The sequence below is a fragment of the Janibacter massiliensis genome, assembly GCF_900289115.1.
In the GTDB taxonomy this organism is placed as follows: Bacteria; Actinomycetota; Actinomycetes; order Actinomycetales; family Dermatophilaceae; genus Janibacter_A; species Janibacter_A massiliensis.
Map to the genome: position 1 here is coordinate 1,157,218 of NZ_LT985196.1, position 26,456 is coordinate 1,183,673.

Sequence of the window (26,456 nt, forward strand, 5' to 3'; positions counted from 1 at the left end):
CCGCGTGATCGAGGCCTGGTCCGTCGAGGACGTCCGCGCCGCCGAGGAGCGGCTCGGGGACGAGCTGCGCTCCGGTGAGCTCATGCGGCGGGCGGCCGAGGGGCTCGCGGGCGTCGTCGCCGCCCGGCTGCCGGAGGGCACGGGCGAGCCGGGGCGTGTCGTCGGTCTCGTCGGGCCGGGCAACAACGGTGGTGACGTCCTGCACGCGCTCGCCCGTCTCGCGGCGGACGGGCACGACGTGGCCGCGGTCCGTACGGCGGCCGCCCACGAGGGCGGGGTCGACGCCCTCCGCCGGGCCGGTGGGGTCCTCCTGGGGGAGGACGCCGGGCCGGACGAGGTCACCGAGCTCATCGGCGAGGCCGATGTCGTCGTCGACGGGATCCTCGGGATCGGGGGCCGGCCGGGGCTGCCCGAGGTGGCTCGGGCCTGGGTGGCAGCGATCGACGAGGACGCGTGGGTCGTCGCCGCCGATGTGCCGAGCGGGCATGATCCGGCTGGCTCGGCGCTTCATGCCGACGGGGTCTTCGCGGACGAAACGGTCACCTTCGGCGTGCCCAAGCCGGTGCACCTGCTCCCCGCGACGTCGGCGGCCTGCGGGGTGCTCACCGTCGTCCCGATCGGGCTCGACCTCGAGGACGAGGCCGGCGGTGACGACCGTCCGGTCCCCGCCGTACGACGGCTGACGCGGGACGACGTGGCGGCGGTGTGGCCCGTTCCGGGACCGGAGGACGACAAGTACACCCGCGGCGTCGTCGGGGTCGTCGCCGGCGGTGAGGACTACACGGGGGCGCCGCTGCTGACGACAGGTGCGGCCGTGGCCTCAGGGGCGGGGATGGTCCGGTACGTCGGGACGCCGACGCCGGAGGCACTCGTCCGGGCTGCCGTCCCGGAGGCCGTCCACGGCGACGGGAGGGTCCAGGCCTGGGTCGTCGGTCCCGGGCTCGACGTCGCCTCGAGCGCCGCGGGATCGGCGGCGCAGCTCGACGTAGCCCGTGCTGCGCTCGCGAGCGACCTGCCGGTCGTGCTCGACGCGGGCGGGCTCGACCTGCTCGACGGGCCGCGGTCGGCGCCGACGCTCCTCACCCCGCACGCGGGGGAGTGCGCGCGGATGCTCTCCCGGCTCGAGGGAGATGAGGTTTCGGCGGAGGGGGTCGTCGCGGACCGGCTCGGACACGCGCGCCGGCTCGCCCGGGCCACGGGGGCGGTCGTCCTGCTCAAGGGGAGCGCGACGCTCGTCGTCCCGCCGGAGGAGGGCGCCCCGGTCTGGGTCCAGGCGGACGCCCCGGCGTGGCTCGCGACGGCGGGCAGCGGCGACGTGCTCGCCGGGATCCTCGGCACCCTGGCCGCGGCGGGGCTGCCGCTCGACCTTGCCGGGGCGCTCGGCGCCCTCGTCCACGGCGTGGCCGGGGACGACGCGAACCCCTGGGGACCGGTCCGCGCGAGCGCCATCGTCGACCGCCTTCCGGCGACGATCGCCGCGCTCCTCACCCGCTGAGACCGCCCAGCCCTTCCCGCCGACCGAACCGGCTCGTGGTCACCGGATCCGGTGACCACGAGCCGGTTCGCTGTGCGCGAAGGATCGGGCTGCCCGGGCGGCGCGGCCGAGGGCGGGTGCGGTCGGGTCGTAGACTCCCCCACCGATGACCGGACCGATGGAGCTCGCGCCGGACGGGTTGGCGCCGACCGACACCGCCGGGCTCTCCGCGTGGGCGGAGATCGACCTCGACGCGATCGCCGACAACGTCGCCGCACTCCGCGAGCACGCCGGCGGCACCCCCGTCATGGCCGTCGTCAAGGGCGACGCATACGGGCACGGACTGGCTCATTCCGCGCGCGCGGCGCTCGCCCGTGGGGCCTCGTGGCTCGGGGTGGCCCAGGTCGCCGAGGCGCTCGACCTGCGGGCCGCCGGGGTCACCGCGCCGCTGCTGTCGTGGATCCACGTCCCGGGCACCGACCTCGCCCCGGCCGTGCAGGCCGATATCGACCTCTCCGCCGGGCAGCCATGGGCCCTCGCCTCGATGGCCGACGCCGCCCGTGCCACCGGCCGCACCGTCCGCGTCCACCTCAAGGTCGACACCGGCCTGGGTCGTGGCGGGGCGCTCGGCGACGGCTGGACCGAGCTCCTCGCCGCCGCCGGGCCGCTGGTTGCCGAGGGCGCCATCGACATCGTCGGCATCTGGTCCCACCTCGCGTGGGCCGATGCGCCCGACCACCCGACCGTCCGCGCCCAGCGGGAGCGCTTCGTCGAGGCGATCGCCGAGGCCGAGCGGGCCGGCATCCGGCCGCAGGTCCGGCATCTGGCCAACTCCGCCGCCACCCTCACCGACCCGCAGGCCCGCTTCGACCTCGTCCGCCCCGGCCTCGCCGTCTACGGCTTGTCCCCGGTGCCCGATCTCGGCGCCCCGCAGCGGTTCGGGCTCCGCGAGGCGATGCGGCTGCTGGCCCGGTTCAGCTCCGTCAAGGACGCGCCCGCCGGGCAGGGCGTCTCCTACGGCCACGAGTACACGACCCCCGCGGCCACCCGCCTCGGTCTCGTCCCCATCGGGTATGCCGACGGCATCCCGAGGGCGGCGCTCAACGCCGGTCCGGTCGCCGTGCGTGGCACCCGCGCCCGGATCGCCGGCCGGGTGTGCATGGACCAGTTCGTCGTCGACCTCGGTGCCGCGGGCCTCGACGCCGAGCCGGGGGAGGAGCTCGTCCTCTTCGGCCGGGGGGCGGACGACGAACCCACCGCGCAGGACTGGGCGGAGGCGTGCGGCACGATCAACTACGAGATCGTCACGAGGATCGGTCCGCGGGTGCCGCGGGTCCTCGTCGGGACCGCAGGGAGGGAGGACGCCGATGGCTGAGCGGACGCGCAGGTCGCGCACGCCTCGCACGACCCCGAACCCCGTCGGGCGACGCCGCGCGCAGGTGACGGCCGCCTCCGCCGCGGGCATCGGGATCGCCGGTGCCGCCGCGAGCGCGGCCCTCCTGCACCGGGCCTGCACCGACGACCACGGCGTGCCGACCGCCGGTCCGTACGGCATCCGGGCCGACGAGACCCTCACGGTCGTCGCCGAGGACGGGGTGAACCTCCACGTCGAGATCGACGAGCCCGAGCCGGGCGCGACCGACGCCGCGCGGGTCGACGGCGAGGTCCCCACGGTCGTCCTCGCGCACGGCTACACGCTCGACCTCACCTCGTGGGCCTTCCAGCGGGCGGACCTCGCCGCGGCCGGGTACCGCGTCGTCACCTACGACCAGCGCGGCCACGGGCTGTCGGGGGAGAGCGACCGGGAGCGCTGCACGATCGACCAGCTCGGCCGCGACCTGCGCTCCGTCGTCGACCACGTCGCACCGACCGGTCCGCTCGTCCTCGTCGGCCACTCCATGGGCGGGATGTCGGTCGAGTCGTTCGCCGGGCAGTTCCCCGAGGTCGTCGCCGAGCGGGTCGTCGCGGTCGGACTCGTCGCGACGAGCGCAGGAGGCATGGGGTTGGTGACGATCGGCTTGGGCAAGGTCTTCGACAGCGCCTTCCTCCGACTGGGCCCGGGCGTGATGGCGGGGCTGCACCGTCGGCAGCGGCTCTTCGGCGGGCTGCGCCGGATCGGGCGGGACGTCGAGTACTCGGCGGTCGCGCACTACGGGTTCGGGCGCAGCGCGACGCCCGACATGATCCGCTACACCGCCGACATGATCATGGGCACCCCGCTGCGGACCACGGCGTCGTTCCTGCCGCACCTGGACGACCTCGACGTCCGGGAGGCGCTCGCCCATCTGCAGGAGGTCGAGGTCCTCGTCCTCAACGGGTCCCGCGACCGGCTCACCCCGCCCGGGCACAGCGACGACATCGTCCGGCTCGTGCCGCACGCGCGCCACGTCGTCGTCCCCGGGGCCGGGCACATCATCACGTTCGAGGCCGCCGACGTCGTCAACCGTCAGCTGCGGGCCCTGATCGAGCGCGGCGCGCGGCGCGCGCAGGACCGCCCGCGGTCGGGGCGCCCGTCCGACCGCCGGGGGACGGCTCGATGAGCGGGCCGAGCACCCTCACGCTCGTCGACCCCGAGGCGACGCACGCCTTCGGCGTCCGGCTGGGGCGTGCCGCCGCCGCGGGCGACCTGCTCGTCCTCACCGGCGGGCTCGGTGCGGGGAAGACCACCCTGACCCGCGGCATCGGCGAGGGCCTGGGGGTGCGCGGCGCGGTCACCTCCCCGACGTTCGTCATCGCCCGCGTCCACCCCTCGCTCACCGGCGGCCCCGCGCTCGTGCACGTCGACGCCTACCGGCTCGGGGGTGCCGCCGAGCTCGACGACCTCGACCTGGACGCGGACGTCGCGGACTCCGTCACCGTCGTCGAGTGGGGCGCGGGCCTGGCCGAGGGCCTGAGCCCCGACCGGCTCGAGATCCGGATCGACGTCGACCCGGCGAGCGAGGTGCGGACGGTGACGCTGCACCCGCGCGGCACCCGCTGGGACGCGGCGACGCTCGCCGCGCTCACCCGCACCTCGCACCCGGAGGCGGACCGATGAGGCTGCTCGCGCTCGACACCGCGACCTCGGCGATCACCGTGGCCGCCCACGACGGCACGACGGTGCTCGCCGCCCGATCGGTCGAGGACGCGCGCCATTACACCGAGCATCTCGCGCCGACGATCGAGGCGGTGCTCGGCGACGCCGGCTGGTCCCCGCGGGCGCTGTCCGACATCGTTGTCGGCACCGGCCCGGGCCCGTTCACGGGGCTGCGCGTCGGGATCGTCACCGCACTCACCCTCGGCCACGCGACCGGTGCACGGGTCCACGGCGTGTGCTCGCTCGACGCGCTCGCGCGGGCCGCGCGCGAGGCGCACCCGCAGGAGACCGAGGTCCTCGTCGCCACCGACGCCCGCCGCCGGGAGGTCTACTGGGCGCGGTACCGCGACGGGGAGCGCGTGGAGGGCCCCGGGGTCGCCCGGGCTGCCGAGCTTCCCGACGCGCTGCGCGCCCTGCCGACCGTCGGCCGAGGCCCGCTGCTCTACCCTGACGCGCTCGCCCACCCGCTCACCGCCCCGGGGCGCCCGCTGCTCGACGTCGACGCGGCCGCCCTCGCCCGGGTGGCCGTGGACGGGATCCGGGCCGGCTCCCCGATGCCGACGACCCCGCTCTACCTGCGCCGGCCCGACGCTCAGGAGCCCGGCGCCCCGAAGCCGGCGACCTCGCCGACCCCGGTGCGGCGCTCGGACGTCCTCGAACCATCGAAGGACACCCCGTGAGCGTGACCGTCCGGCCCCTGTCCTGGCGTGACCTCGACGTGATCCTCCCGCTGGAGCGGGGGCTGTTCGGCCACGAGGCGTGGGACGCCCGCTCGTGGTGGGAGGAGCTGGCCGCGCGTCCGCGCCGGGAGTACGTCGTCGCGCAGGACGGCGGGGACCTCGTCGGCTACGCCGGGATCGACGACCAGGGCGACGTCGCCGACGTCATGACCATCGCCGTCGTCCCCTCCGCCCGGCGTCGTGGGATCGGGCGCGTCCTGCTCGACTCGCTGCTCGCCCGCGCCCGGGCCCGCGGCGCCCGCGACGTCGTCCTCGAGGTCCGCGCCGACAACGCCGCGGCGCTCGCGCTCTACGCCGACGCGGGCTTCACGACCGTCCGCACCCGGCGCGGGTACTACCGAAACCCGGGGTCCGACCCGGTGGACGCGCTCGTCCTCCGCGCGAGCACGCAGCAGGCAGGAGCGGCATGAGCGAGCACCCCCTCGTCCTGGGCATCGAGACCTCGTGCGACGAGACCGGCGTCGGCATCGTCCACGGACAGACCCTCCTCGTCGACGCCGTCGCGAGCAGCGTCGACGAGCACGCCCGGTTCGGCGGGGTCGTCCCGGAGATCGCCAGCCGCGCCCACCTCGAGGCGATGGTCCCGACGATCGAACGGGCGTGCGCCCAGGCCGGGGTGCGGCTGTCCGACCTCGACGCGATCGCCGTCACCTCCGGCCCCGGCCTTGCCGGGGCGCTCATGGTCGGCGTCGCCTCCGCCAAGGCGCTGGCGCTCGGCCTGGGCATCCCCCTCTACGGCGTCAACCACCTCGCCTCGCACGTCGCGGTCGACATCATCGAGCACGGCCCCCTGCCCGAGCCGACGCTGGCGATGCTCGTCTCCGGAGGGCACTCCTCGCTGCTGCTCGTCCCCGACGTCACGTGCGACGTCCGCTCCCTCGGCGCGACGATCGACGACGCCGCGGGGGAGGCCTTCGACAAGGTCGCCCGGGTCCTGGGCCTGCCGTTCCCGGGCGGGCCGCACATCGACCGGGCGGCGAGCGAGGGCGAGATCACCATCGACTTCCCCCGCGGCCTCACCTCCCGCCGCGACATGGAGCGGCACCGGTTCGACTTCTCGTTCTCGGGTCTGAAGACGGCCGTGACCCGGTGGGTCGAGGCCGAGCGTGCCGCCGGGCGGGACGTGCCCGTCGCCGACGTCGCGGCGTCCTTCCAGGAGGCGGTCACCGACGTCCTCGTCCGCAAGGCGATCCTCGCCTGCCGCGAGCACGACGTCGCGGCGCTGCAGGTCGGCGGCGGTGTGGCGGCGAACTCGCGGCTGCGGGCGATGGCGGCCGAGCGCGGTGCGGCCGCGGGCATCGAGGTCCGCATCCCCCGGCGCGCGCTCTGCACCGACAACGGGGCGATGGTCGCTGCGCTCGGGGCGCAGATGGTCGCCAAGGGCCGCGCCCCGAGCACCCTCGACCTGCCGGCGGACTCCTCCATGCCGGTCACCGACGTCCAGTCCGGGCTGCCGGTGGACGTCGACCACGACCACCCGCACTGACGGGCGGGTCAGGAGTTCGTCGAGCTCGTCGCGTCGACGCTGCCGCAGGTGATCAGGCCCATCCGCTGCTTGAGGGTGAGCACACGGGTCGTCGAGTCGAGGACCTGCGTGGCGAACCGGCGGTCCTTCGCGGCCCGGGTCGTGATTCCGGTGAGCATCGGCCCGACGAGTGCGGGGTCGGCGGTGAGGGTGATGTCGCCGCCGGCCGCGACGTGCCGCGCGGCGCGCTCGGCGGGCGGGACCGCCGAGACGGAGCGGGCGACCCCGACGTCGTCGGTGACGACGACCCCGGTGTAGCCGAGGTCCCGGCGCAGGAGCCCGGTGATGATGCGGCGGGAGAAGACGGCCCGGTGCTGCCGGTCGATGCGTGGGTAGAGCGCCGAGCCGACCATGACCATCCCCGCGCCGTTGCGGACACCGCTGACGAACGGGCGCAGGTGCGGGTCGCGGCGGGTCATCGTCGTGTCGGTCGTCCCGGTGGCGGTCGCGTCGGTGTTCCCGGTGATCCGGCCGATGCCGGGGAAGTGCTTGAGGGTCGGCTCGACCTGCGCCGCGCGCAGCCCCCGGACGACGGCGTCGCTCGAGCGGGACACGGCCGCGGGGGTGGAGCCGTAGTGCCGCGCGAGCGCACCGATCGGGGCGTTGCGCGCGGCGGTGCCCGCCGGGACGGTGTCGACCGTCGGCGCGAGGTCGACGTTGATACCCGCGGCGGTCAGCTCCTTCCCCCAGCCGGTCGCGGCCGCCTGCAGCGCGCGCGGCGTCATCCGCGCCTGCGCCGTGGCGGGCGGAACGCTCGAGAAGCCGTCCCCGGTGAGCTGCTGGACCTGCCCGCCCTCCTGGTCGGCGGCGACGAGGAGCCGCGCGCCGCCCGTCGAGCCCGGGCCGGCGAGGCCCTGGAGGCGGGTGGTCGTCCCGCGGACGTTCTCGCGCCCGACCCAGCCGCCGAGGAGGAAGACGCCGCCGACGTGGTGGTCGGTGACGAGGGCGTCGTGGGCCCCGCCGGGGTAGATCGCCGGCATGAGCAGCTGCCCCGCGCGCTGCTGGGGGGTCATCGCGCGGGCGGTCTCCCGGCACGCCGGATCGGGCGTGAGGCCGAGTCGGGGCCGGGCGTCGCGGGACGAGGTCGGCGCCGGGGAGGTCGTCGTCCTCTCGGGTGCGGCCGTCGGGCGCGGGGCAGGGTCGCCCGCGGAGCACGCGCCGAGCGCGAGGAGGGCGACGACGGCGGTGGCGCGGGCGACGCCGGTGGCGCGCACGGCGGCGGTGAGAGGCACCCGGTGACGATACGGGTCACGCGGGGTCGATGACGAGGACGCACTGCTCCCCGGCGACCCGGGTGAGCAGCACCGTCGTGCTCGCGCCGTCGCCCGCCCCCCGCCCGATCCGCAGGTCGCGGCGCAGGCGCTCGTCGTCGATCCGGATGCCGCGCTTCTTGATCGTCAGGCCGGTGATCCCGCGCTCGCGCAGGTACGGCCGGAGGACCTTCGTCGAGAACGGGAGGACGTCGCGGACGGCGTACCGGCGGGCGAACGGCACGTCGGTCGCCGTCCCCGCGGTGACGTACCCCAGGCCGGGTTCGAGCTCTTCGCCGCTCGTCGCGGCGGTGACGGCACCGGTGAGCCCGGCGCGGGTGACGGCACGGTCGGCCTCGTAGAGCCACGGCCCCATCGCCCCGAGCGAGGGCGCGGCGGGCGGGTCGGCGTCGGCCATCGACTGGTCGACCTCGACCGGGGAGCGGTCGTGGCGCAGCACCCGGGCGGTTCGGCCCTCGTGCCGGACGAGCGGGCCCCACCACACCGCGCACTCGAGGACCTCGCCGTCGTAGGAGGTCCACTGGGCCTCGGTGCCCAGGGGCGGGATGTCGTGGGGCAGCGAAGGGCTGAGCTTCACCCCGGTCGCCGGGACGCGGCGGGCGACGTCGAGGACGCTGTCCCAGCTCGGGGAGATCTCCTCGAGCCGAAAGATGCGGCGGGTCCGGCCGCGGGCGTCGGCGACCCCGGGGGTGCGGCGGGCGGGGTCGAGCCACGCGCCGGCGCGGGCGCGCAGCGGGTCGGTGGGGAGCTCGACGTCCTCCGCTCGACCGGCGCGGGCCCGGGAGTCCGGCCACGCGCGGAGGTTGGCGTCGGCGATGGCGGCGGTCGTCGGGTCGGCGTCGACGGCGGCGACCGTCACCCCGAGCGCGCTCATCGCCATCGCGTCCGCGCCGATGCCGCAGCCGAGGCCGTGGACGGTCGCCAGGCTCGCGGCCGCGAAGCGCCCGGCGTGCCCGGCCGCGACCTCGAGCCGGCTGGCCTGCTCCAGGCCGTCGGCGGTGAAGAGCATCCCGTCGGCGAACTCGCCGAACTTCGTGCGGGCGCGGGCGCGCAGCCGCAGCTGGGTCAGGAGCGCGGCGGCCCGGGTCGGGTCGAGGCCCTCTGCGCGCAGCCGCGCGGCCGTGGTCAGCGCGGTGGCCTCGTCGTACGAGGGGAGGTCGGCCAGGAGCGCCCGCGCCTCCGGGCGGGCGAGCCAGCGCACGATCTCGGGGTCCACGCCCGCATCCTCCCCCGCGCGCGGAACCGAGATGTGCTCGGGGCGGCGCGCCGTTGGCACTCCGGTTGACCGAGTGCCAGTCCGGGTCCTAGATTGCGTGTTGGCACTCGGCGCGGCTGAGTGCCAGCGCAGAGTCGATCGACCCCCGCGACGGCGATGGTCTCGCGCTCCGCCCCTGTTCTGCCATCTGGAAGGAGTCATCGTGTCGGTCAACATCACGCCGCTCGAGGACCGGATCGTCGTCAAGTCGCTCGAGGCCGAGCAGACCACCGCCTCGGGCCTGGTCATCCCGGACACGGCCAAGGAGAAGCCCCAGGAGGGCGAGGTCGTCGCCGTGGGCCCCGGCCGCTGGAACGAGGACGGCGACGAGCGCGTCCCCATGGACATCAAGGTCGGCGACAAGGTCGTCTACAGCAAGTACGGCGGCACCGAGCTCAAGCGTGGCGCGGAGGAGTACCTCATCCTCAGCGCCCGCGACGTGCTCGCCATCATCGGCTGAGTCCACCCCCACCTCTCGACGCCCCGGGCGGCCCGTTCGGGCCCCGGGGCGTCGTCCGTGACACCCCCGACCACCACGAAGCAAGGAGCCAGGCATGGCCAAGGAACTCCAGTTCAACGACGCAGCGCGCGATGCGCTGCAGCGCGGCGTCGACCAGCTCGCGAACGCCGTCAAGGTGACGCTCGGCCCGAAGGGCCGCAACGTCGTCATCAACAAGCAGTGGGGCGCCCCGACGATCACGAACGACGGCGTGACCATCGCCCGCGAGATCGAGCTCGAGGACCCGTACGAGAACCTCGGCGCGCAGCTGGCGAAGGAGGTCGCGACCAAGACGAACGACGTCGCCGGTGACGGCACGACCACCGCGACCGTCCTCGCCCAGGCCATGGTCAAGGAGGGCCTGCGCAACGTCGCCGCGGGCGCCGCCCCGTCCGGCCTCAAGCGCGGCATGGACAAGGCCGTCGAGGCCGTCTCCGCCCGTCTCCTCGAGACCGCCCGCGAGGTCCAGGGCAAGGAGGAGATCGCCCAGGTCGCCTCCCTGTCCGCGCAGGACCAGGGCATCGGCGCGACGATCGGTGACGCCTTCGACAAGGTCGGCAAGGACGGCGTCATCACCGTCGAGGAGTCCTCGACGGCGGAGACGACGCTCGACTTCACCGAGGGCATGCAGTTCGACAAGGGCTACATCTCGGCGTACTTCGCCACCGACACCGACCGGATGGAGACCGTCCTCGAGGACGCCTACGTCCTCATCAACCAGGGCAAGATCTCGACGGTCCAGGACTTCCTGCCGCTGCTGGAGAAGGTCGTCCAGGCCGGCAAGCCGCTCCTGGTCATCGCCGAGGACGTCGAGGGCGAGGCGCTGAGCACGCTCGTCGTCAACAAGATCCGCGGCACGTTCACCGCGTGCGCCGTCAAGGCCCCCGGCTTCGGCGACCGCCGCAAGGCGATGCTCCAGGACATGGCGATCCTCACGGGCGCGCAGGTCGTCGCCGAGGAGGTCGGCCTCAAGCTCGACCAGGTCGGTCTCGAGGTCCTCGGCCAGGCCCGCCGCGTCGTCGTCACGAAGGACACGACGACGATCATCGACGGCCAGGGCGACTCCGCCGCCGTCGAGGGCCGCGTCAACGAGATCAAGGCCGAGATCGAGCGGACCGACTCGGACTGGGACCGCGAGAAGCTCCAGGAGCGGCTGGCCAAGCTCGCCGGCGGTGTCTGCGTCATCAAGGTCGGCGCGCACACCGAGGTCGAGCTCAAGGAGAAGAAGCACCGCATCGAGGACGCCATCTCCGCGACCCGTGCGGCCATCGAGGAGGGCATCGTCGCCGGCGGTGGCTCGGCCCTCATCCAGGCCGTCTCCGCCATCGACGAGCTCGGGCTCGAGGGTGACGAGGCCGTCGGTGCGAGCATCGTCGCCCGCGCCGCTCGCGAACCGCTGCGCTGGATCGCCGAGAACGCCGGGCTCGAGGGCTACGTCGCGGTCTCCAAGGTCCAGGAGATGGAGCCGGGCCAGGGCCTCAACGCGGCCACGGGCGAGTACGGCGACCTCGTCGCCGCCGGGGTCATCGACCCGGTCAAGGTGACCCGCTCCGCGCTGCGCAACGCCGAGTCGATCGCCTCGATGGTCCTCACGACCGACACGCTCGTCGTCGAGAAGAAGGACGAGGACGAGGACGCCGCGGCCGGTCACGGCCACGGTCATAGCCACTGACCCGTCCTCACCCCGCCGGGGCCGTCACCGATCCGTCGGTGGCGGCCCCGCGGCCGTGCCGGGGGACCACTAGGCTGTGCCCATGAGGCTCCTGGGTGTCATCGGCGGACTCGGCTGGCCCGCGACGGCGGAGTACTACCGCCGGCTCAACGAGGGGGTCGAGGCGCGGCTCGGTGGCCTGCACTCGGCGCGCGTGCTCGTCCACAGCCTCGACTTCGCGGAGGTGACCGCCGCCGAGGAGCGCGGCGACTGGGACGCGATGGCGGCGCTCCTCGTCGAGGCGGCCCAGGGGCTCGAGCGGGCCGGTGCCGAGGGCATGATCATCGCGGCGAACACGATGCACGCGGTCGCCCCGCAGGTCGAGGACGCCGTCGGCATCCCGCTGCACCACATCGCCAAGGCCGCGGCCAAGCGTGTCGAGGCGAGCCGCCAGCACACGGTCGGCCTCCTGGCGACCCTGACGACGACGAACGGGGACTTCTACACCGGCCCGTTCGTCGAGCGCGGCATCGAGGTCATCCTCCCGCAGGAGGCGGAGCGTCCCGAGGTCGACCGGATGATCTACGACGAGCTCGTCCACGGGATCATCAAGGACGGCTCGCGCAAGCGGTTCCGCGAGGTCATGGCGGGGATGCGCGACCGGGGTGCCGAGGCGATCGTCCTCGCCGGCACCGAGCTCGGCCTCCTGCTCGAGGCCGACGACGCCGACGTCCCGCTCCACGACACGACGGCGATCCTCGTCGAGGACACCCTCGACTGGATGCTCGAGGCGTGACCCAGCAGGTCGAGGTCCCGATCCGGGACGCGTCGATCCGCCTCGGTCAGCTGCTCAAGCTCGCGGGCGTCGTCGAGCACGGCGTCATGGCCCGCGAGGTCATCGAGGCCGGCGAGGCCTCGGTCGACGGCGCGGTCGAGACCCGGCGCGGCGCCCAGGTCCGTCCGGGCCAGACGGTGACCCTCGAGGGCGTCGCCATCACCGTCACCGTGGACTGACGCCGCAGGCTCAGCCGCGGACGCTGTAGTTCGGCGCCTCGATGATGCCCTGGACGTCGTGCGGGTGGGACTCGGCCAGGCTCGCGGAGGTGATCCGGACGAACCGACCCTTCTCCTTCAGCTCCGGGATCGTCCGGGCCCCGACGTAGAACATCGCCTGCTTCAGCCCGCCGACCATCTGGTGCGCGACCTGCGACAGCGCGCCGCGGTACGCCACGCGCCCCTCGATGCCCTCCGGGACGATCTGGTCGTCCGAGGCGACCTCGGCCTGGAAGTAGCGGTCCTTGCTGTACGAGGTCTTGCCCCGGGAGGACATCGCACCGAGCGAGCCCATCCCGCGGTAGGACTTGAACTGCTTGCCGTTGACGAAGATCAGCTCGCCGGGCGACTCCTCGCAGCCGGCCAGGAGCGAGCCCATCATCACCGCGTCCGCGCCGGCGACGAGGGCCTTGGCGATGTCGCCGGAGTACTTCAGGCCGCCGTCGGCGATGACCGGGACCCCGGCCGGGCGGCACGCGAGCGAGGCGTCGTGGACGGCGGTGACCTGCGGCGCACCGACGCCGGTGACGACCCGCGTCGTGCAGATCGCGCCCGGGCCGACCCCGACCTTGACCGCGTCCGCCCCCGCGTCGACGAACGCCTGGGCGCCCTCGCGTGTGGCGACGTTGCCGCCGATGACCTGGACGTGCTTCGTCGCCGGGTCGGACTTCAGCCGCGCGACCATCTCGACGAGCATCCGAACGTGGCCGTGGGCGGTGTCGGCGACGAGTACGTCGACCCCGGCGTCGATGAGCGTCGTCGCCCGCTCCCACGCGTCGCCGAAGTACCCGATCGCGGCCCCGACGAGCAGCCGGCCGTCGGCGTCGTTGCTCGCGTTGGGGAACTGCTCGGACTTGACGAAGTCCTTCACGGTGATGAGCCCGGCGAGGCGGCCGTCGGCGTCGACGATCGGCAGGCGCTCGCGCTTGTGCTGGCGCAGCAGGAGGGTGGCGTCCTCGCGGGAGATCCCGACGGGTGCGGTGACCAGGGGCATCGGCGTCATGACGTCGCGCACCAGGGTGGTCGACCACTGCGCGACCGGCGTGAAGCGCAGGTCCCGGTTGGTGATGATCCCGATGAGGATGTTGTCCGCGTCGACAACGGGCAGGCCGGAGACGCGGTACTCGCCGCAGCGGGCGTCGAGGTCCTCGAGCGTGGCGTCCGGACCGATCGTCACGGGGTTGGAGATCATCCCCGTCTGGGTCCGCTTGACGAGGTCGACCTGGTAGGCCTGATCGGCGATCGAGAGGTTGCGGTGGAGGATCCCGATCCCGCCCTGACGGGCCATGGCGATCGCCATCCGGGCCTCGGTGACGGTGTCCATCGCCGCGGAGACGATCGGCGCGCGGAGGGTGAGCTCGCGGGTCAGGCGGGTGCTCGTGTCGATCTCGCTCGGCACGAGGTCGCTGAACCCCGGCAGGAGGAGGACGTCGTCGTAGGTCAGACCCACCTTGCCGAACGGGTCGTGGGCGGAGGGGTCGGCAGCGGGGGCGGGCGTCAGACCGGGTTCCATTGCTCGATTCTACGGACGGTGGTCCCGCCCCCGTGACCCGTGGGCTGCGGCCGTGGGCGGTGCCGGGCACGACGACTGATCGTCACCGTCCGGCCACCTCGGGGCCACGCCGGCGCAACCCACCCCCCAATACCGTGTCCGGCGGCTCCCCCGGAGGACGGGGAGCCGCGGCCCGAAACGGGGCCGTCACGGAGCATCGTCGGGGGACAACGAATGTCAGGGGTCGTGAGCCTGCCGGGTCCGGTGGCATCGCTGTGGGAGTGGCAGTTCGAGGGCGCCTGCCGCGACACCGACGGCGCCGTGTTCTACCACCCGGAGGGCGAACGCGGTGCTGCCCGCCAGGCCCGCGAGGCCGCCGCGAAGGCCGTCTGCGCGCGCTGCCCCGTCGTGTCGGCCTGCCGCGCGCACGCCCTGGCCTCCGGCGAGCCGTTCGGCATCTGGGGCGGGCTGTCCGCGGAGGAGCGGCGCCGGATGACCGCGGTGCAGGCGGCGACCGCCGTCTGAGACCGTCCGCAGGCCCCCGGGTACGGTGGGCCGGTGATCGAGATCGAGATCGGGCGCGCGAAGCGGGGCCGACGGGCCTACTCCCTCGACGACGTCGCCGTCGTCCCGAGCCGCCGCACGCGGGACCCCGAGGAGGTCTCGCTCGGCTGGCAGATCGACGCCTACCACTTCGACGTCCCCGTCCTCGCGGCGCCGATGGACTCCGTGATGTCCCCCGAGACCGCGATCGCGTTCGGACGCCTGGGCGGACTGCCCGTCCTCGACCTCGAGGGCTTGTGGACCCGCTACGAGGACCCGGCGCCGGTGCTCGAGGAGATCGCCTCCCTGCCGCAGGAGGACGCGACCGTCCGGATGCGCGAGATCTACGCCCGTGACATCCGGCCCGAGCTCATCGTCGAGCGGGTGCGCGCCGTGCGCGAGGCCGGCATCACCGTCGCCGGCGCGCTATCGCCGCAGCGCACCCAGCAGCACTGGAAGACGGTCGTCGACTCCGGCGTCGACCTCTTCGTCATCCGCGGCACGACCGTCTCGGCCGAGCACGTGAGCAGCCGCGCCGAGCCGCTCAACCTCAAGCGGTTCATCTACGAGCTCGACGTGCCCGTCATCGTCGGTGGCGCGGCGAGCTACTCGGCGGCGCTGCACCTCATGCGCACCGGCGCGGCCGGGGTGCTCGTCGGCTTCGGCGGGGGAGCGGCACACACGACCCGCGCGACGCTCGGCATCCACGCACCGATGGCGACCGCCCTGGCCGACGTCGCGGCTGCACGTCGGGACTACCTCGACGAGTCCGGGGGGCGGTACGTGCACGTCATCGCCGACGGCGCCGTGGGCACGAGCGGGGACATCGTCAAGGCGGTCGCGTGCGGCGCGGACGCGGTCATGCTCGGCGCGGCGCTCGCCCGAGCGGTCGAGGCGCCCGGCGGCGGCTACCACTGGGGGCCGGAGGCGCACCACGCGCAGCTGACGCGAGGCGCGCGCGTCGGCGTCGGCACCGTCGGTTCGCTCGAGGAGGTCATGTTCGGCCCGAGCCGCGTCGCGGACGGGACGACGAACCTCATGGGCGCGCTGCGCCGCGCGATGGCGACGACGGGCTACACCGAGCTCAAGGAGTTCCAGCGCATCGACGTCGTCGTCGCCCCGTACCAGCCGAGCTGACCCGCACCCCGACCGCCGAGGAGGTTCCCGTGGCGGCGAGCTCGTGAGATGCAGGGTCTTCGCGACCGCTGACCCACCCCCGCTCGGCGGGCGGGCAGGGGAGGGCTGTTCGCTGTCGGACGCCTTCACTACTCTGGGGTAATGACCTCGCCGACGATCGCCGATCCCGAGCTCGACCCGACCGCCACCTACGCCGTCGACCCGGCCCGCGTCCGCGTCCTGGCTCGGCAGGGCGTCGCGGCCCCGGAGGCCGAGCGCCTCCGCCGCACGTCGCCGATGACCGGCGGCCCGATCGCCGACCTGCCGCTGTCCACCCCCGAGGACGTCACCACGGCGATCGCCGCGGCGCGGGCCGCGCAGGGCGCCTGGGCGGCCCTGGACCCGGCCGAGCGCAAGGCGATCTTCCTGCGCTTCCACGACCTCGTCCTCGACCGTCAGGTCGAGCTGCTCGACCTGATCCAGCTCGAGGCGGGCAAGGCGCGCCGTCACGCCTTCGAGGAGGTCGCCGACACCGCGATCACGGCGCGGTACTACGCGCGCGTCGCGGCCGGCCTCATCGCCCCGCGGAAGGTCGCCGGCGTGTTCCCGCTGCTCTCCCAGGTCGAGGTGCACCACCACCCCAAGGGCGTCGTCGGGATCGTCTCCCCGTGGAACTACCCGCTGAGCCTGGCCATCACCGACGCGATCCCGGCCCTGCTCGCCGGCAACGCCGTCGTCCTGCGGCCGGACATGCAGGGGTCGGTGACGGCGCTCGCCGGGGTCGAGCTCCTGCGCGAGGCCGGCCTGCCCGACGGCGTCCTTCAGGTCGTGCTCGGGTCCGGCTCGAAGGTGGGTCAGGCGATCGTCGACCAGGCGGACTACGTGTGCTTCACCGGGTCGACCCCGGTCGGTCGCCAGGTCGCGGCCTCCGCCGCCGAGCGCCTCGTGTCCTTCAGCCTCGAGCTCGGCGGGAAGAACAGCCTCTACGTCGCGGACGACGCCGACGTCGACAAGGCCGTCGAGGGTGCGGTCCGCTCGTGCTTCGCCTCCGCCGGCCAGCTGTGCATCTCGACCGAGCGGGTCCTCGTCCACGAGGCGATCGCCGACCGGTTCATCCCGAAGTTCGTCGCCGCGGTCGAGGCGATGGTCGTCAGCACGGACCTGGAGTTCGGCCCCGACATGGGCAGCCTCGTCAGCCCCGAGCAGCTCGAGACCGTCACCCGCCACGTCGACGACGCCGTCGCCAAGGGCGCGACCGTCCTCGCGGGTGGTCGGCCCCTGCCGGACGTCGGGGCGTACTGCTACGCGCCCACCGTCCTCGACGGGGTGACGAGCGAGATGGCCTGCCGGGACGAGGAGACCTTCGGTCCGGTCGTCTCCATCTACCGCGTGTCGTCGGACGACGAGGCTGTCGCCCTGGCCAACGACACGGAGTACGGGCTCAACGCCTCGGTGTGGACGACGGACGTCCGTCGTGGTCGGGCCATCGCGCGCCGCATCAAGACCGGCACGGTGAACATCAACGAGGGCTACGCCGCTGCGTGGTCGTCCGTCGCCGCGCCGATGGGCGGGATGAAGGACTCGGGGATGGGCCGCCGTCACGGCGCAGAGGGCCTGCTGAAGTACACGGAGAGCCAGAACATCACCGCCCAGCACCTCGTCGGCTTCGGTCCGGTGCTCGGCATGTCCGACGAGACCCACGCGAAGGTCCTCGGCCTGAGCCTGCGCGCGCTCAAGCTCATGGGTCGCGCATGAGCGGCTCACCCACGGCCACCAGGACGCCGGAGCCGGACGTCGACGTCGTCGTCATCGGATCGGGCTTCGGCGGCTCGGTCGCCGCCCTGCGGCTGGTCGAGAAGGGCTACCGCGTGCACGTCCTCGAGGCGGGGCGCCGGTTCGAGGACGAGGACTTCGCCAAGACGTCCTGGGACCTGCGCAACTTCCTGTGGATGCCCCAGGCCGGGTGCTTCGGCATCCAGCGGATCCACCTGCTCGGCGACGTCATGATCCTCGCCGGCGCCGGGGTCGGCGGCGGCTCGCTCAACTACGCGAACACCCTCTACGTCCCCCCGCGCCCGTTCTTCGAGGACCAGCAGTGGGGTCACATCACCGACTGGGAGGAGGAGCTCGCGCCGCACTACGCGATGGCGAGCTCGATGCTCGGCGTGGTGACCAACCCCTGCCACGGGATCGTCGAGGACGTGATGCAGCAGGCGGCCCAGGACATGGGCGTCCCCGAGACCTTCCGGAAGACGCCGGTCGGGGTGTTCTTCGCCGAGGGCACCGCGTCGGAGGACCGGGGCACGACCGTGCCGGACCCGTACTTCGGCGGAGCCGGGCCCGACCGGACGACGTGCGTCGAGTGCGGCAACTGCATGGTGGGCTGCCGGTACGGCGCGAAGAACACCCTGATGAAGAACTACCTCGCGCTCGCCGAGTCTGCCGGGGTGACGATCGAGCCGATGCGGACCGTGACCCGGGTCGGAGAGGTGCCCGACACCGACGGGCCCGACGGCCCGCTCATGCGGGTGCGGCACGAGGCGACCGACGACCTGGGCGACGCCAGCGCGCGCGTCCTCCACGCCCGGCACGTCGTCGTCGCGGCCGGGACCTGGGGAACCCAGAACCTCCTCCACGCCATGCGGGCGGAGGGTGAGCTGCCGCGCCTGTCGGACCGGCTCGGCCAGCTGACCCGGACGAACTCCGAGACCTTGGTCGGAGCACTGCTGTCGAAGGACCCGCAGGACCCCGAGGCGATGACCCGGGGAGTGGCGATCACGAGCTCGTTCCACCCCGACGAGGACACCCACATCGAGAACTGCCGGTACGGCCGCGGTTCGGACGCGATGGGTCTGCTGACGACCCTCCTCGCGCCGGGCGGGCCGAGCCGCTTCCCGAGGATCCTCCGGCTGCTTGCCGAGATCCCGCGCAACCTCGACGCGCTGAAGGCGTGGTTCCCGCCCGGTCGGCACTTCGCGGACCGGACGATCATCGGTCTCGTCATGCAGTCGCTCGACAACTCCCTGACGACGTACGTCACGCGGGGCCGGGGCGGCCGGTGGCGGCTGCGTTCCCGTCAGGGCACGGGTGAGCCCAACCCGACGTACATCCCCCAGGGTCACGAGGGCATCCGCCGCGTCGCTGACCGGCTCCAGCAGGCGACCGGCATCCCCACGGTCACCGGCGGGACGTGGAGCGAGGCGTTCGACATCCCGTTGACGGCGCACTTCCTCGGCGGCGCGGCCATCGGTGACAGCTCCGACACCGGGGTCGTCGATCCGTACCACCGGGCGTGGGGGCACCCGAACGTCCACGTGGTCGACGGTTCGGCGGTGAGCGCCAACCTCGGGGTCAACCCGTCGCTGACGATCACGGCGCAGGCCGAGCGGGCGTTCTCGCTGTGGCCGAACAAGGGCGAGCGCGACGCGCGCCCGGCGCAGGCCGAGGGCTACCGGAGGTTGGAGCCCGTGGCGGCCCGACGGCCGGTGGTCCGGGAGTTCACCCACGCTGCGTCGCGCCAGGTGGACCTCGGCATGCCGACGGTGGCCCCGCCCGCCGACGACGTCGAGCTCACCGGCCCGAGCGACGACTGGAGGCGCGCGACGGCCGACTGAGGTCCGGTGGGGCATCGGCGGCGCCCCGTCCGGCGGGCGGGTCAGGCCGCGAACTCCCAGGACCGCTTCGACAGGCCGTGCCAGAAGCCGTCGACGACCGAGGTGCTCTCGAGCGATCCGCCCGCGTCGGCGGCGCCGAGGACGACGAGCAACGGGGCCCAGTGCTCCGTGCGCGGGTGCGCCAGCGAGGCCGCCGGGGCGGCGTGCTCGAAGCCGAGCAGGGCGTCGACGTCCTGGGCCGCGACGGCCTCGGCGGCCCAGTGGTCGAACTCGGTGGACGGGCTGGACGGGGCGCCGGCGGGGTCGGGGTTCATCATCCGGAGGTTGTGGGTCGTGAACCCCGATCCGAGGATGAGCGTGCCGCGCTCGCGCAGGGGGGCGAGCCGTCGGCCGAGCTCGAACAGCCGGGACGGGTCGAGGCTGGGCAGCGAGAGCTGGAGGACGGGGACGTCGGCCTCGGAGAACATCTCGACCAGCGGGACGTACGCGCCGTGGTCGAGCCCGCGCTCCTCGTCCCGGGCGACCGGTCCGCCGGCGGCGCCGAGCAACGCCTCGACCTCGTCGGCGAGCTGCGGGGCCGTCGGCGCGTCGTACCGGACATCGTAGTAGTGGCTGGGGAAGCCCCAGAAGTCGTGGACGAGCGGGACCGGCCGGCGCGATGCACCCAGGGTCGCCGGGTCGCTCTCCCAGTGTGCCGAGACGACGAGGACGTCCGTCGGGCGGGGGAGGGCCGCCCCCCACGCCCGCAGCTCCCGCGTCCACGTCGGGTCGTCGGCGAGCGGCGGGGCGCCGTGGCTGAGGAAGACGACGGGAGGGCGAACGGCGGAAGGCATGCCTCCATCGTAGTTGACAGATCAACGATATGGTAGGTGGCCGCGGGCTGGGCGGTCGCCGTACGGGTCCGGGCGGCAGCCGTAGGCTGGCCGGGTGCTCCGGACGGCCCTCACCCCGCGTTGGCTCGCGCTCCTCGCGCTCGCCCTCGCCCTCGGGGCCGTCGGCCTCCAGCTGGGCCGCTGGCAGTTCTCCGTCGCGCACGACACCGAGCGCCAGCGGGCCATCGACGAGGTCGCCGCACGTCCCGTCGTGCCGGTCGAGGACGTGCTCACCGTGGCGACGCCGTTCCCGGACGACGGGTCCGGGCGCCGCGTCACCACGTCGGGGGAGTACGTACCATCGCTCCGGTTCACCGTTCCCGGTCGGCTCCTGGGCGGGCGCGAGGGGGCCTGGGCCGTCGACGTCCTGCGCACCGAGCAGCGCATCCTCCTGCCGGTCGTCCGCGGCTGGGTGCCCGACGCGGACGCGCCGCCGCCGACGCCGACCGGGCACCACGAGCTCACCGTCTCCCTCGCCCCGAGCGAGTCCCTGCCCGACGGCGATGCGCGGCTGCCGACCGGCCAGCTGCCCGCCGTGAGCCTGCCGTGGCTGGTCAACGTCGTCCCGGCGGGCTCGAGGGTCTACAACGCCTTCGGCTTCGCCCTCGAGGACGCGACCGTCGGCGGGGTCGTCGCGGGAGCACCGGAGAACCCGGTGCGGGACGCGGCGAGCACCCAGGCCGAGGCCGACGCGAAGGCCGGACTCGAGCCCGTGCCGCCACCCGCGGTCGCGACCGACCTGTCGTGGCGCAACCTCATGTACGCCCTCCAGTGGTGGGCGTTCGCGGCGTTCCCGCTGTGGATGTGGTGGCGGATGCTCAGCGCCGCCGTCCGCGACGAGCGCGAGGCCGCCGCCGAGGCCGGGGTGGCCCCGACCGTCCCCGCAGGGTGATCTGGGAGCATGCGCCCATGACCCCCGACCCGACCATCCGTGACCCGCGCGCGGCCCGCTCCGCGCTGGCCTTCTTCCGCTGGGCGGCGATCGCCGCCGGTCTGGCGATGTTCGTCCTCATCGCCGAGATGGTCCTGCACTACGGCCTGAACAACGAGGCCCTCGCGTGGTGGAGCCCCGTCCACGGGCTCATCTTCATGGTCTTCGTCGCGGCGACCGTCAACCTCGGCTTCAAGGTCGGCTGGTCGCTGGGGAAGATGGTCGGGATCATGCTCGGCTCCTGCATCCCGCTGCTCGCCTTCTGGTTCGAGCGTCGCGCGGTCGCCGAGCTCGAGCCCCGGCTGACCTGAGCCGTCACCGGGCCCGCCGGTAGCCTGTGCGGGTGAGCGAGCCCCTCCAGCAGCACCCCGTCCTCGTCGTCGACTTCGGCGCCCAGTACGCCCAGCTCATCGCCCGGCGGGTGCGGGAGGCGAGCGTCTACAGCGAGGTCGTGCCGCACACGATGCCCGCCTCGGAGATCCTCGCGAAACAGCCGGCGGCGATCATCCTCTCCGGCGGACCGGCGTCGGTCTACGCCGAGGACGCCCCGCGGCTCGACCCCGCGATCATCGAGTCCGGCGTCCCGACGCTCGGCCTCTGCTACGGCTTCCAGGCGGTGGTCGACGCGCTCGGCGGCACGGTCGAGCGGACCGGCCTGAGGGAGTACGGGGCGAGCCCCGCGACGATCGTCGACACTTCCTCGACCCTCTTCAACGGCCAGCCCGCGCAGCAGTCGGTGTGGATGAGCCACGGCGACGCCGCCATCGCCGCCCCCGAGGGGATGCGGGTCACCGCCTCGACCGCCGGCGCGCCCGTCGCGGCGTTCGAGGACGACGACCGTCGTCTCTACGGCGTCCAGTGGCACCCGGAGGTCCTCCACAGCACCTTCGGCCAGCGGGTCATCGAGAACTTCCTCCTGCGCGGCGCGGGCATCGAGCCGGACTGGACCCCGGGGAACGTCGTCGAGGACCAGGTGGCCCTCATCCGCGAGGCGGTCGGCGACGGTCGGGTCCTGTGCGCCCTCTCCGGTGGCGTCGACTCCTCCGTCGCGGCCGCGCTCGTCCAGCGGGCGGTCGGGGACCAGCTGACGTGCGTCTTCGTCGACCACGGCCTGCTCCGGCAGGACGAGGCCACGCAGGTCGAGGAGGACTTCGTCCAGGCGACGGGCGTCGACCTCGTCGTCGTGGACGCCAAGGACCAGTTCCTCGCCGCGCTCGCCGGGGTGACCGACCCCGAGGAGAAGCGGAAGATCATCGGGCGGGAGTTCATCCGGACGTTCGAGCAGGCGGCCCGGGACGTCGTCGGCCAGGAGGCCGCCGAGGGGCACCCGGTCGAGTTCCTCGTCCAGGGCACGCTTTACCCCGACGTCGTCGAGTCCGGCGGCGGGACCGGCGCGGCGAACATCAAGAGCCACCACAACGTCGGCGGGCTGCCCGACGACCTCCAGTTCACCCTGATCGAGCCGCTGCGGGCCCTGTTCAAGGACGAGGTCCGCAAGGTCGGGCGCGAGCTCGGCGTGCCGGACGCGATCGTCGACCGCCAGCCGTTCCCCGGCCCGGGGCTGGGCATCCGGATCATCGGCGAGGTCACCGAGCGCAACCTCGACATCCTCCGCCGCGCCGACGCGATCGCCCGGTCCGAGCTCACCGCCGCCGGTCTCGACGCGGAGATCTGGCAGTGCCCCGTCGTGCTCCTGGCCGATGTCCGCTCCGTCGGGGTCCAGGGCGACGGGCGCACGTACGGCCACCCGATCGTCCTGCGCCCGGTGAGCAGCGAGGACGCGATGACCGCCGACTGGACCCGGGTGCCCTACGAGGTCCTCGCCCAGATCAGCAACCGGATCACGAACGAGGTCGAAGAGGTCAACCGGGTCGTGCTCGACGTGACGAGCAAGCCGCCGGGCACCATCGAGTGGGAGTGAGCCCCGGTCAGGCCAGGCCGAGCACCGCGGCGAGCGCCCCCACCACCGCGATGAGGACGACCACGGCGACCGCCCAGGCCACGCCCGTGACGACCCGTCGCCCGTCGAACTGACGAGCGGTCTGCGGCGGCGGACCGAGGGCGCCCCGTCCGAGCGCCGGGGAGGCGGGTGGGGCGTACTCGAGGACGAGGCGCTCCCCCGGGCGGACGTCGACGGTGAGCCGGACCACGTCGTCCGGCCCGTCTCGGCGCGCGGTCGTAGGGTGGCCGGGTGCTGAGAACCGTCGCCGCCGTCATCGCCGGGAAGGGTGCCCGCGCCGCCTCGCGCCTGCGGGGCGGGGGAGGCTCGGCCCTGCCCGGCCTCGTCGCGGAGAAGGTCGACCCCGGCTTCCTCGCGCACGCGCTCGCGGACGTCCGGGGCGGCATCGTCGTCGTCTCGGGGACGAACGGGAAGACGACGACGACGAAGATGCTCGTCGCGATCCTCCGCGCGCACGGCCGCGAGGTCTTCACCAACCCGACGGGCAGCAACTTCACGCGCGGGGTCATCTCCTCGATGCTCGGGAGCATCCGGCTGCGCGGCCGGCTGCGCGCCGACCTGGCCGTGCTGGAGCTCGACGAGGCGCACGCGCTCCGGTTCGCCGCAGCGGTGGCGCCGACGCACGCCCTGCTGCTCAACGTCGCCCGCGACCAGCTCGACCGGTTCGCGGAGATCGACCACACGGCGCGGCTCCTCACGACCCTCGCCTCGAAGTCCACCGACGGGGTCGTCCTCAACGTCGACGACTCGTTCGTCTCCCGCATCGCGCCCACTCTCGAGCCCGGCACGAGCGTCCGCTGGTTCGGGCTCGACGCCTCCGTCGCCGACCGGCTGCCCGAGCTGCAGGAGCAGGACGTCCGCTTCGACACCGAGGCCGACCCGATCACCACCGGGCCCGACGACGTATTCCTCCGCCCCGTCGACGAGCGCGCGTTCGAGCTCCTCCTCGGGCGTGGCGCCGAGGGCGGGACGCTCGGCCCCGTGACCCTCCGCCAGCGCGGGCTCGCGGCGATGATCAACGCGACGGCGGCCACCGCCACCGCGCGGCTGCTCCTCGGCGACGCGTTCGACGCGGCGACGACGACGGCCGCCCTCGAGCGGGTCAACCCCCCGTTCGGTCGCGGTGAGGTCGTCGACGCCGACGGTGACCCCCTCGAGCTCGTCCTGGTGAAGAACCCGGCCGGGTTCACCGTCGCCCTCGGCACGTACGGCGGCGAGCCCGCGGCGACGATGATCGCGATCAACGACGACTACGCCGACGGCCGCGACGTCTCGTGGCTGTACGACGTCAGCTTCGAGTCCCTGCGGGACCACGGTGTCGCGCTGGCCAGCGGGGTCCGCGGCTGGGACATGGCGCTGCGCCTCGACTACGACGGGGTGCGCACCGGCCACGTCGAGACCGACCTCGCCACCGCCCTGGACCGCTTCCTGGCCGACCACCGTGGTGAGCCGAAGCGGATCTTCTGCACGTACACCGCGATGATGACCCTGCGCCGGATGCTGTCCGAGCGGTTCGACCTGCCCGAGTTCGGCGAGGACGCCCCCGAGGAGGACGCATGAGCACGACGTCGTCCCGCGACGCCCGTGACGTCCCGATCCTCGGCGAGCCGGCTCGGTCCGCCGAGCGCGCGGTGCCGGGGCAGGAGGGCAAGGGCGAGATCGTCCTCGTCCACCTCTACCCGCGCGAGATGAGCATCTACGGCGACCTGGGGAACACCCGCTGCCTCGCCGAGCGGATCCGGCGCCACGGGTACACCCCCGTCGTGCGGCAGCACCACCCCGGGGACACCCTCACCGACGACGTGCACCTCCTCGTCGGCGGCGGTGGCCAGGACTCGGGCCAGGTCCGCGTCGAGGACGACCTCGCCCGCAACGGCGACATGCTTCGTGCGCTCGCGGTCGACGGTGTGCCGATGCTCATGGTCTGCGGGATGTACCAGCTCTTCGGCAACGCGTTCGTCACGGTCGACGGCACCCGGTTGCCCGGGCTGGGGATCCTCGACGTGACGACGCAGGGGAACGCGAAGCGGATGATCGGTCCCGTCGTCCTCTCGACGGCGTACGGCGACGTCGTCGGGTACGAGAACCACTCCGGGTCGACGACCCTCGCGCCCGGCCAGGAACCGCTCGGGCGGGTCCGCTCGGGCATGGGCAACGACGGGGTGAGCGGCACCGAGGGCGCGGTGCGCCACCACGTCGTCGGTACCTACCTCCACGGCCCGGTGCTGCCGGCGAACCCGGCACTCGCGGACGCGCTCATCGCCTGGGCTGCCGAGCGCGCGACCGGTCGATCGTTCGACCCCGGTGACATCGACGACACCCTCGCCGAGCAGGCGCGCACCCGTCAGGTCCGGCGCCTCACCCGCTGACGTCCCCGGTTGCGTCATCGGTACCGGCGATGCCGCCGCGGCGGGCTCCCGTCGGATCGACCGCCCACCACAGCCACGCCAGGCCCCCGATCGGGACCTCCATGAGGTTGGTGACGACCGCGAAGAGCACCGCCCCGGCGGACGCCGCGGCCGGGTCCGCCCCCCAGGCGACGAGGGCGCCGGTGGTCGCGACCTCGGTGAGCCCGATCCCGCCGGGCGTCACGCCGACGGCGCTCGCGAGCCGGCCGACGGCGTAGCCGGCGAAGAGGGGGACGAGCGGGAGGGTGACGCCGACGTCCCGCATGACGAGGTGGAAGAGCACCCACTGGATCCCGAGCATGATCGCCAGGCCGAGGGTGAGGACGGGCCAGCGCGCGCGGACGACGGCCAGCGTCCGCCGACGGACGCCGGCCAGCCGCAAGGCCCGCGCGACGCGGTCGCTGGCGAGGGCGGCGACGAGGAGGGCGAGGACGACGGTCAGGACGATCGACGTCACCCGCAGCGGGCCGACGAGGCTGCCCGGAAGCCCCAGCCCGTCGGCCCACAGCAGGCCGAGCGCGAGCAGCGGCACGGCGATGCGGGCGAGGAGGTTCCACACGCCGGTGACGAGCGCGGAGGTGGCGACCGCCTCGGTCCGGTGGCCCCACGAGCGGGCGATGCCGAAGGTCGCGGCCAGCCCCACGGCGCCTCCGCCGGGGGCGACCTTGCTCACGGCCGACCCGGCGAGGTTGAGCACGAGCGCCCGCGGCCACGACAGGCCGGGCAGGGATGCCGCCAGCGTGATCGCGTACCCCCCGAGCGCGGCGAGCATGAGTGCCTGGAAGCCGATCGCGTGGGCCGGGGGCACGGCGCGCAGGACGCGGCCGATCTCGCCCCAGCCCACCCCGGACACCCAGGGCAGGCCCCAGACGACGAGCGCGGCGGCGACGGCCACCCCGACGAGGGTGCGTCGGCCCGGCGCGGGGGACGGCCGCGCCGGGCCGACGCACCGGCCCGGCCGCCGTCGCCCGCACCC

Annotated in this window: 26 protein-coding genes; 20 read left to right on the top strand and 6 right to left on the bottom strand. The window is 74.1% G+C overall.

All coding sequences use genetic code 11. The features are described 5' to 3' along the window. Positions 1-4 precede the first annotated feature (4 nt). From DAA34_RS05670 to tsaD, 7 genes are all read left to right on the top strand, one after another. Positions 5-1,495: a bifunctional ADP-dependent NAD(P)H-hydrate dehydratase/NAD(P)H-hydrate epimerase gene (locus tag DAA34_RS05670; protein WP_106817980.1), complete on the top strand. Its 1,491-nt coding sequence runs from the start codon at positions 5-7 to the stop codon at positions 1,493-1,495. 145 nt (positions 1,496-1,640) lie between these two features. Beyond that, positions 1,641-2,849 (top strand): alanine racemase, encoded by a 1,209-nt coding sequence (gene alr / locus DAA34_RS05675; RefSeq protein ID WP_106817981.1) that lies wholly within the window; start codon positions 1,641-1,643, stop codon positions 2,847-2,849. Then, positions 2,842-4,014, top strand: coding sequence for an alpha/beta fold hydrolase (locus DAA34_RS05680; protein ID WP_106817982.1), 1,173 nt, complete (start codon positions 2,842-2,844; stop codon positions 4,012-4,014). Before alr ends, DAA34_RS05680 begins: the two co-directional genes overlap by 8 nt. Beyond that, a complete protein-coding gene (tsaE, locus tag DAA34_RS05685; protein ID WP_106817983.1) occupies positions 4,011-4,511 on the top strand; it encodes a tRNA (adenosine(37)-N6)-threonylcarbamoyltransferase complex ATPase subunit type 1 TsaE in 501 nt (166 codons plus the stop codon). Before DAA34_RS05680 ends, tsaE begins: the two co-directional genes overlap by 4 nt. Beyond that, a complete protein-coding gene (tsaB, locus tag DAA34_RS05690) occupies positions 4,508-5,230 on the top strand; it encodes a tRNA (adenosine(37)-N6)-threonylcarbamoyltransferase complex dimerization subunit type 1 TsaB (RefSeq protein ID WP_106817984.1) in 723 nt (240 codons plus the stop codon). Before tsaE ends, tsaB begins: the two co-directional genes overlap by 4 nt. Continuing rightward, positions 5,227-5,700: a ribosomal protein S18-alanine N-acetyltransferase gene (gene rimI, locus DAA34_RS05695; protein ID WP_106817985.1), complete on the top strand. Its 474-nt coding sequence runs from the start codon at positions 5,227-5,229 to the stop codon at positions 5,698-5,700. Before tsaB ends, rimI begins: the two co-directional genes overlap by 4 nt. After that, on the top strand, positions 5,697-6,776 hold the full coding sequence (gene tsaD, locus DAA34_RS05700; protein WP_106817986.1) for a tRNA (adenosine(37)-N6)-threonylcarbamoyltransferase complex transferase subunit TsaD: 1,080 nt from the start codon (positions 5,697-5,699) through the stop codon (positions 6,774-6,776). Before rimI ends, tsaD begins: the two co-directional genes overlap by 4 nt. 8 nt (positions 6,777-6,784) lie before the next feature. Here tsaD and DAA34_RS05705 read toward each other — a convergent pair whose 3' ends face one another. Next, entirely contained in the window at positions 6,785-8,047 is a 1,263-nt protein-coding gene (locus tag DAA34_RS05705) for a glycoside hydrolase family 3 N-terminal domain-containing protein (RefSeq protein WP_234354128.1), read from the bottom strand. A 16-nt stretch (positions 8,048-8,063) separates the two neighbouring features. Beyond that, complete coding sequence (locus DAA34_RS05710) at positions 8,064-9,302, bottom strand: class I SAM-dependent methyltransferase (RefSeq protein ID WP_106817987.1); 1,239 nt, start codon at positions 9,300-9,302, stop codon at positions 8,064-8,066. A 202-nt stretch (positions 9,303-9,504) separates the two neighbouring features. Between DAA34_RS05710 and groES the strand changes: the two genes are divergently transcribed. The 4 genes from groES to DAA34_RS05730 all read left to right on the top strand — a co-directional run bounded on the left by groES (position 9,505) and on the right by DAA34_RS05730 (position 12,505). Beyond that, positions 9,505-9,801, top strand: coding sequence for a co-chaperone GroES (gene groES, locus DAA34_RS05715; protein WP_199847427.1), 297 nt, complete (start codon positions 9,505-9,507; stop codon positions 9,799-9,801). A gap of 94 nt (positions 9,802-9,895) precedes the next feature. Further along, positions 9,896-11,512 carry a chaperonin GroEL gene (gene groL, locus DAA34_RS05720; RefSeq protein WP_106817988.1) on the top strand — a complete coding sequence of 539 codons (1,617 nt, stop codon included), beginning with the start codon at positions 9,896-9,898 and terminating at the stop codon, positions 11,510-11,512. An 82-nt stretch (positions 11,513-11,594) separates the two neighbouring features. Beyond that, positions 11,595-12,287 (top strand): aspartate/glutamate racemase family protein, encoded by a 693-nt coding sequence (locus DAA34_RS05725; protein ID WP_106817989.1) that lies wholly within the window; start codon positions 11,595-11,597, stop codon positions 12,285-12,287. Next, positions 12,284-12,505 (top strand): RNA-binding S4 domain-containing protein, encoded by a 222-nt coding sequence (locus tag DAA34_RS05730; protein WP_106817990.1) that lies wholly within the window; start codon positions 12,284-12,286, stop codon positions 12,503-12,505. The genes DAA34_RS05725 and DAA34_RS05730 overlap by 4 nt, the downstream gene beginning before the upstream one ends. A 10-nt stretch (positions 12,506-12,515) precedes the next feature. On the opposite strand, the gene guaB is transcribed toward DAA34_RS05730, so the two are convergent. After that, positions 12,516-14,057 carry an IMP dehydrogenase gene (gene guaB / locus DAA34_RS05735; protein WP_106817991.1) on the bottom strand — a complete coding sequence of 514 codons (1,542 nt, stop codon included), beginning with the start codon at positions 14,055-14,057 and terminating at the stop codon, positions 12,516-12,518. A gap of 213 nt (positions 14,058-14,270) precedes the next feature. Here guaB and DAA34_RS05740 point away from each other — a divergent pair, with 213 nt between their 5' ends. The 4 genes from DAA34_RS05740 to DAA34_RS05755 all read left to right on the top strand — a co-directional run bounded on the left by DAA34_RS05740 (position 14,271) and on the right by DAA34_RS05755 (position 19,309). Beyond that, entirely contained in the window at positions 14,271-14,561 is a 291-nt protein-coding gene (locus tag DAA34_RS05740; RefSeq protein ID WP_106817992.1) for a WhiB family transcriptional regulator, read from the top strand. Between the two features lie 33 nt (positions 14,562-14,594). After that, entirely contained in the window at positions 14,595-15,716 is a 1,122-nt protein-coding gene (locus DAA34_RS05745) for a GuaB3 family IMP dehydrogenase-related protein (protein WP_106817993.1), read from the top strand. Positions 15,717-15,857: 141 nt separating this feature from the next. Then, positions 15,858-17,450, top strand: a complete 1,593-nt coding sequence (locus DAA34_RS05750; protein ID WP_106817994.1) for a succinic semialdehyde dehydrogenase — start codon at positions 15,858-15,860, stop codon at positions 17,448-17,450. Beyond that, entirely contained in the window at positions 17,447-19,309 is a 1,863-nt protein-coding gene (locus DAA34_RS05755; protein WP_106817995.1) for a GMC oxidoreductase, read from the top strand. Before DAA34_RS05750 ends, DAA34_RS05755 begins: the two co-directional genes overlap by 4 nt. A gap of 41 nt (positions 19,310-19,350) precedes the next feature. On the opposite strand, the gene DAA34_RS05760 is transcribed toward DAA34_RS05755, so the two are convergent. After that, a complete protein-coding gene (locus DAA34_RS05760) occupies positions 19,351-20,142 on the bottom strand; it encodes a dioxygenase family protein (protein WP_106817996.1) in 792 nt (263 codons plus the stop codon). Between the two features lie 94 nt (positions 20,143-20,236). Here DAA34_RS05760 and DAA34_RS05765 point away from each other — a divergent pair, with 94 nt between their 5' ends. The 3 genes from DAA34_RS05765 to guaA are packed head-to-tail and all read left to right on the top strand — an operon-like array spanning position 20,237 to position 23,033. Then, positions 20,237-21,073, top strand: coding sequence for an SURF1 family protein (locus DAA34_RS05765; RefSeq protein ID WP_106817997.1), 837 nt, complete (start codon positions 20,237-20,239; stop codon positions 21,071-21,073). Between the two features lie 17 nt (positions 21,074-21,090). Next, the gene (locus DAA34_RS05770) at positions 21,091-21,423 is read left to right on the top strand and encodes a DUF3817 domain-containing protein (RefSeq protein WP_106817998.1); all 333 of its coding nucleotides are present in this window, start codon (positions 21,091-21,093) and stop codon (positions 21,421-21,423) included. A gap of 32 nt (positions 21,424-21,455) precedes the next feature. Continuing rightward, positions 21,456-23,033, top strand: a complete 1,578-nt coding sequence (guaA, locus tag DAA34_RS05775) for a glutamine-hydrolyzing GMP synthase (RefSeq protein ID WP_106817999.1) — start codon at positions 21,456-21,458, stop codon at positions 23,031-23,033. A 7-nt stretch (positions 23,034-23,040) separates the two neighbouring features. Here guaA and DAA34_RS05780 read toward each other — a convergent pair whose 3' ends face one another. After that, positions 23,041-23,262 carry a hypothetical protein gene (locus tag DAA34_RS05780; protein ID WP_106818000.1) on the bottom strand — a complete coding sequence of 74 codons (222 nt, stop codon included), beginning with the start codon at positions 23,260-23,262 and terminating at the stop codon, positions 23,041-23,043. Between the two features lie 41 nt (positions 23,263-23,303). Here DAA34_RS05780 and DAA34_RS05785 point away from each other — a divergent pair, with 41 nt between their 5' ends. After that, complete coding sequence (locus tag DAA34_RS05785; RefSeq protein WP_106818001.1) at positions 23,304-24,632, top strand: DUF1727 domain-containing protein; 1,329 nt, start codon at positions 23,304-23,306, stop codon at positions 24,630-24,632. Continuing rightward, positions 24,629-25,441, top strand: coding sequence for a type 1 glutamine amidotransferase (locus tag DAA34_RS05790; RefSeq protein ID WP_106818002.1), 813 nt, complete (start codon positions 24,629-24,631; stop codon positions 25,439-25,441). The genes DAA34_RS05785 and DAA34_RS05790 overlap by 4 nt, the downstream gene beginning before the upstream one ends. Here the strand turns inward: DAA34_RS05790 and DAA34_RS05795 are convergent. Then, the coding region (locus DAA34_RS05795; protein ID WP_158707732.1) for a lysylphosphatidylglycerol synthase transmembrane domain-containing protein at positions 25,431-26,456 on the bottom strand (1,026 nt) is incomplete at its 5' end. The genes DAA34_RS05790 and DAA34_RS05795 overlap by 11 nt on opposite strands.

Bases quoted from the DNA above. Each gene is read 5' to 3' on its own strand.
- DAA34_RS05770 (WP_106817998.1), top strand. From the start codon at position 21,091: ATGACCCCCGACCCGACCATCCGTGACCCGCGCGCGGCCCGCTCCGCG.
- groL (WP_106817988.1), top strand. From the start codon at position 9,896: ATGGCCAAGGAACTCCAGTTCAACGACGCAGCGCGCGATGCGCTGCAG.
- tsaB (WP_106817984.1), top strand. From the start codon at position 4,508: ATGAGGCTGCTCGCGCTCGACACCGCGACCTCGGCGATCACCGTGGCC.
- DAA34_RS05725 (WP_106817989.1), top strand. From the start codon at position 11,595: ATGAGGCTCCTGGGTGTCATCGGCGGACTCGGCTGGCCCGCGACGGCG.
- DAA34_RS05750 (WP_106817994.1), top strand. From the start codon at position 15,858: ATGACCTCGCCGACGATCGCCGATCCCGAGCTCGACCCGACCGCCACC.
- tsaD (WP_106817986.1), top strand. From the start codon at position 5,697: ATGAGCGAGCACCCCCTCGTCCTGGGCATCGAGACCTCGTGCGACGAG.
- DAA34_RS05755 (WP_106817995.1), top strand. From the start codon at position 17,447: ATGAGCGGCTCACCCACGGCCACCAGGACGCCGGAGCCGGACGTCGAC.
- DAA34_RS05680 (WP_106817982.1), top strand. From the start codon at position 2,842: ATGGCTGAGCGGACGCGCAGGTCGCGCACGCCTCGCACGACCCCGAAC.
- alr (WP_106817981.1), top strand. From the start codon at position 1,641: ATGACCGGACCGATGGAGCTCGCGCCGGACGGGTTGGCGCCGACCGAC.
- tsaE (WP_106817983.1), top strand. From the start codon at position 4,011: ATGAGCGGGCCGAGCACCCTCACGCTCGTCGACCCCGAGGCGACGCAC.
- guaB (WP_106817991.1), bottom strand. From the start codon at position 14,057: ATGGAACCCGGTCTGACGCCCGCCCCCGCTGCCGACCCCTCCGCCCAC.
- DAA34_RS05760 (WP_106817996.1), bottom strand. From the start codon at position 20,142: ATGCCTTCCGCCGTTCGCCCTCCCGTCGTCTTCCTCAGCCACGGCGCC.
- DAA34_RS05740 (WP_106817992.1), top strand. From the start codon at position 14,271: ATGTCAGGGGTCGTGAGCCTGCCGGGTCCGGTGGCATCGCTGTGGGAG.
- DAA34_RS05790 (WP_106818002.1), top strand. From the start codon at position 24,629: ATGAGCACGACGTCGTCCCGCGACGCCCGTGACGTCCCGATCCTCGGC.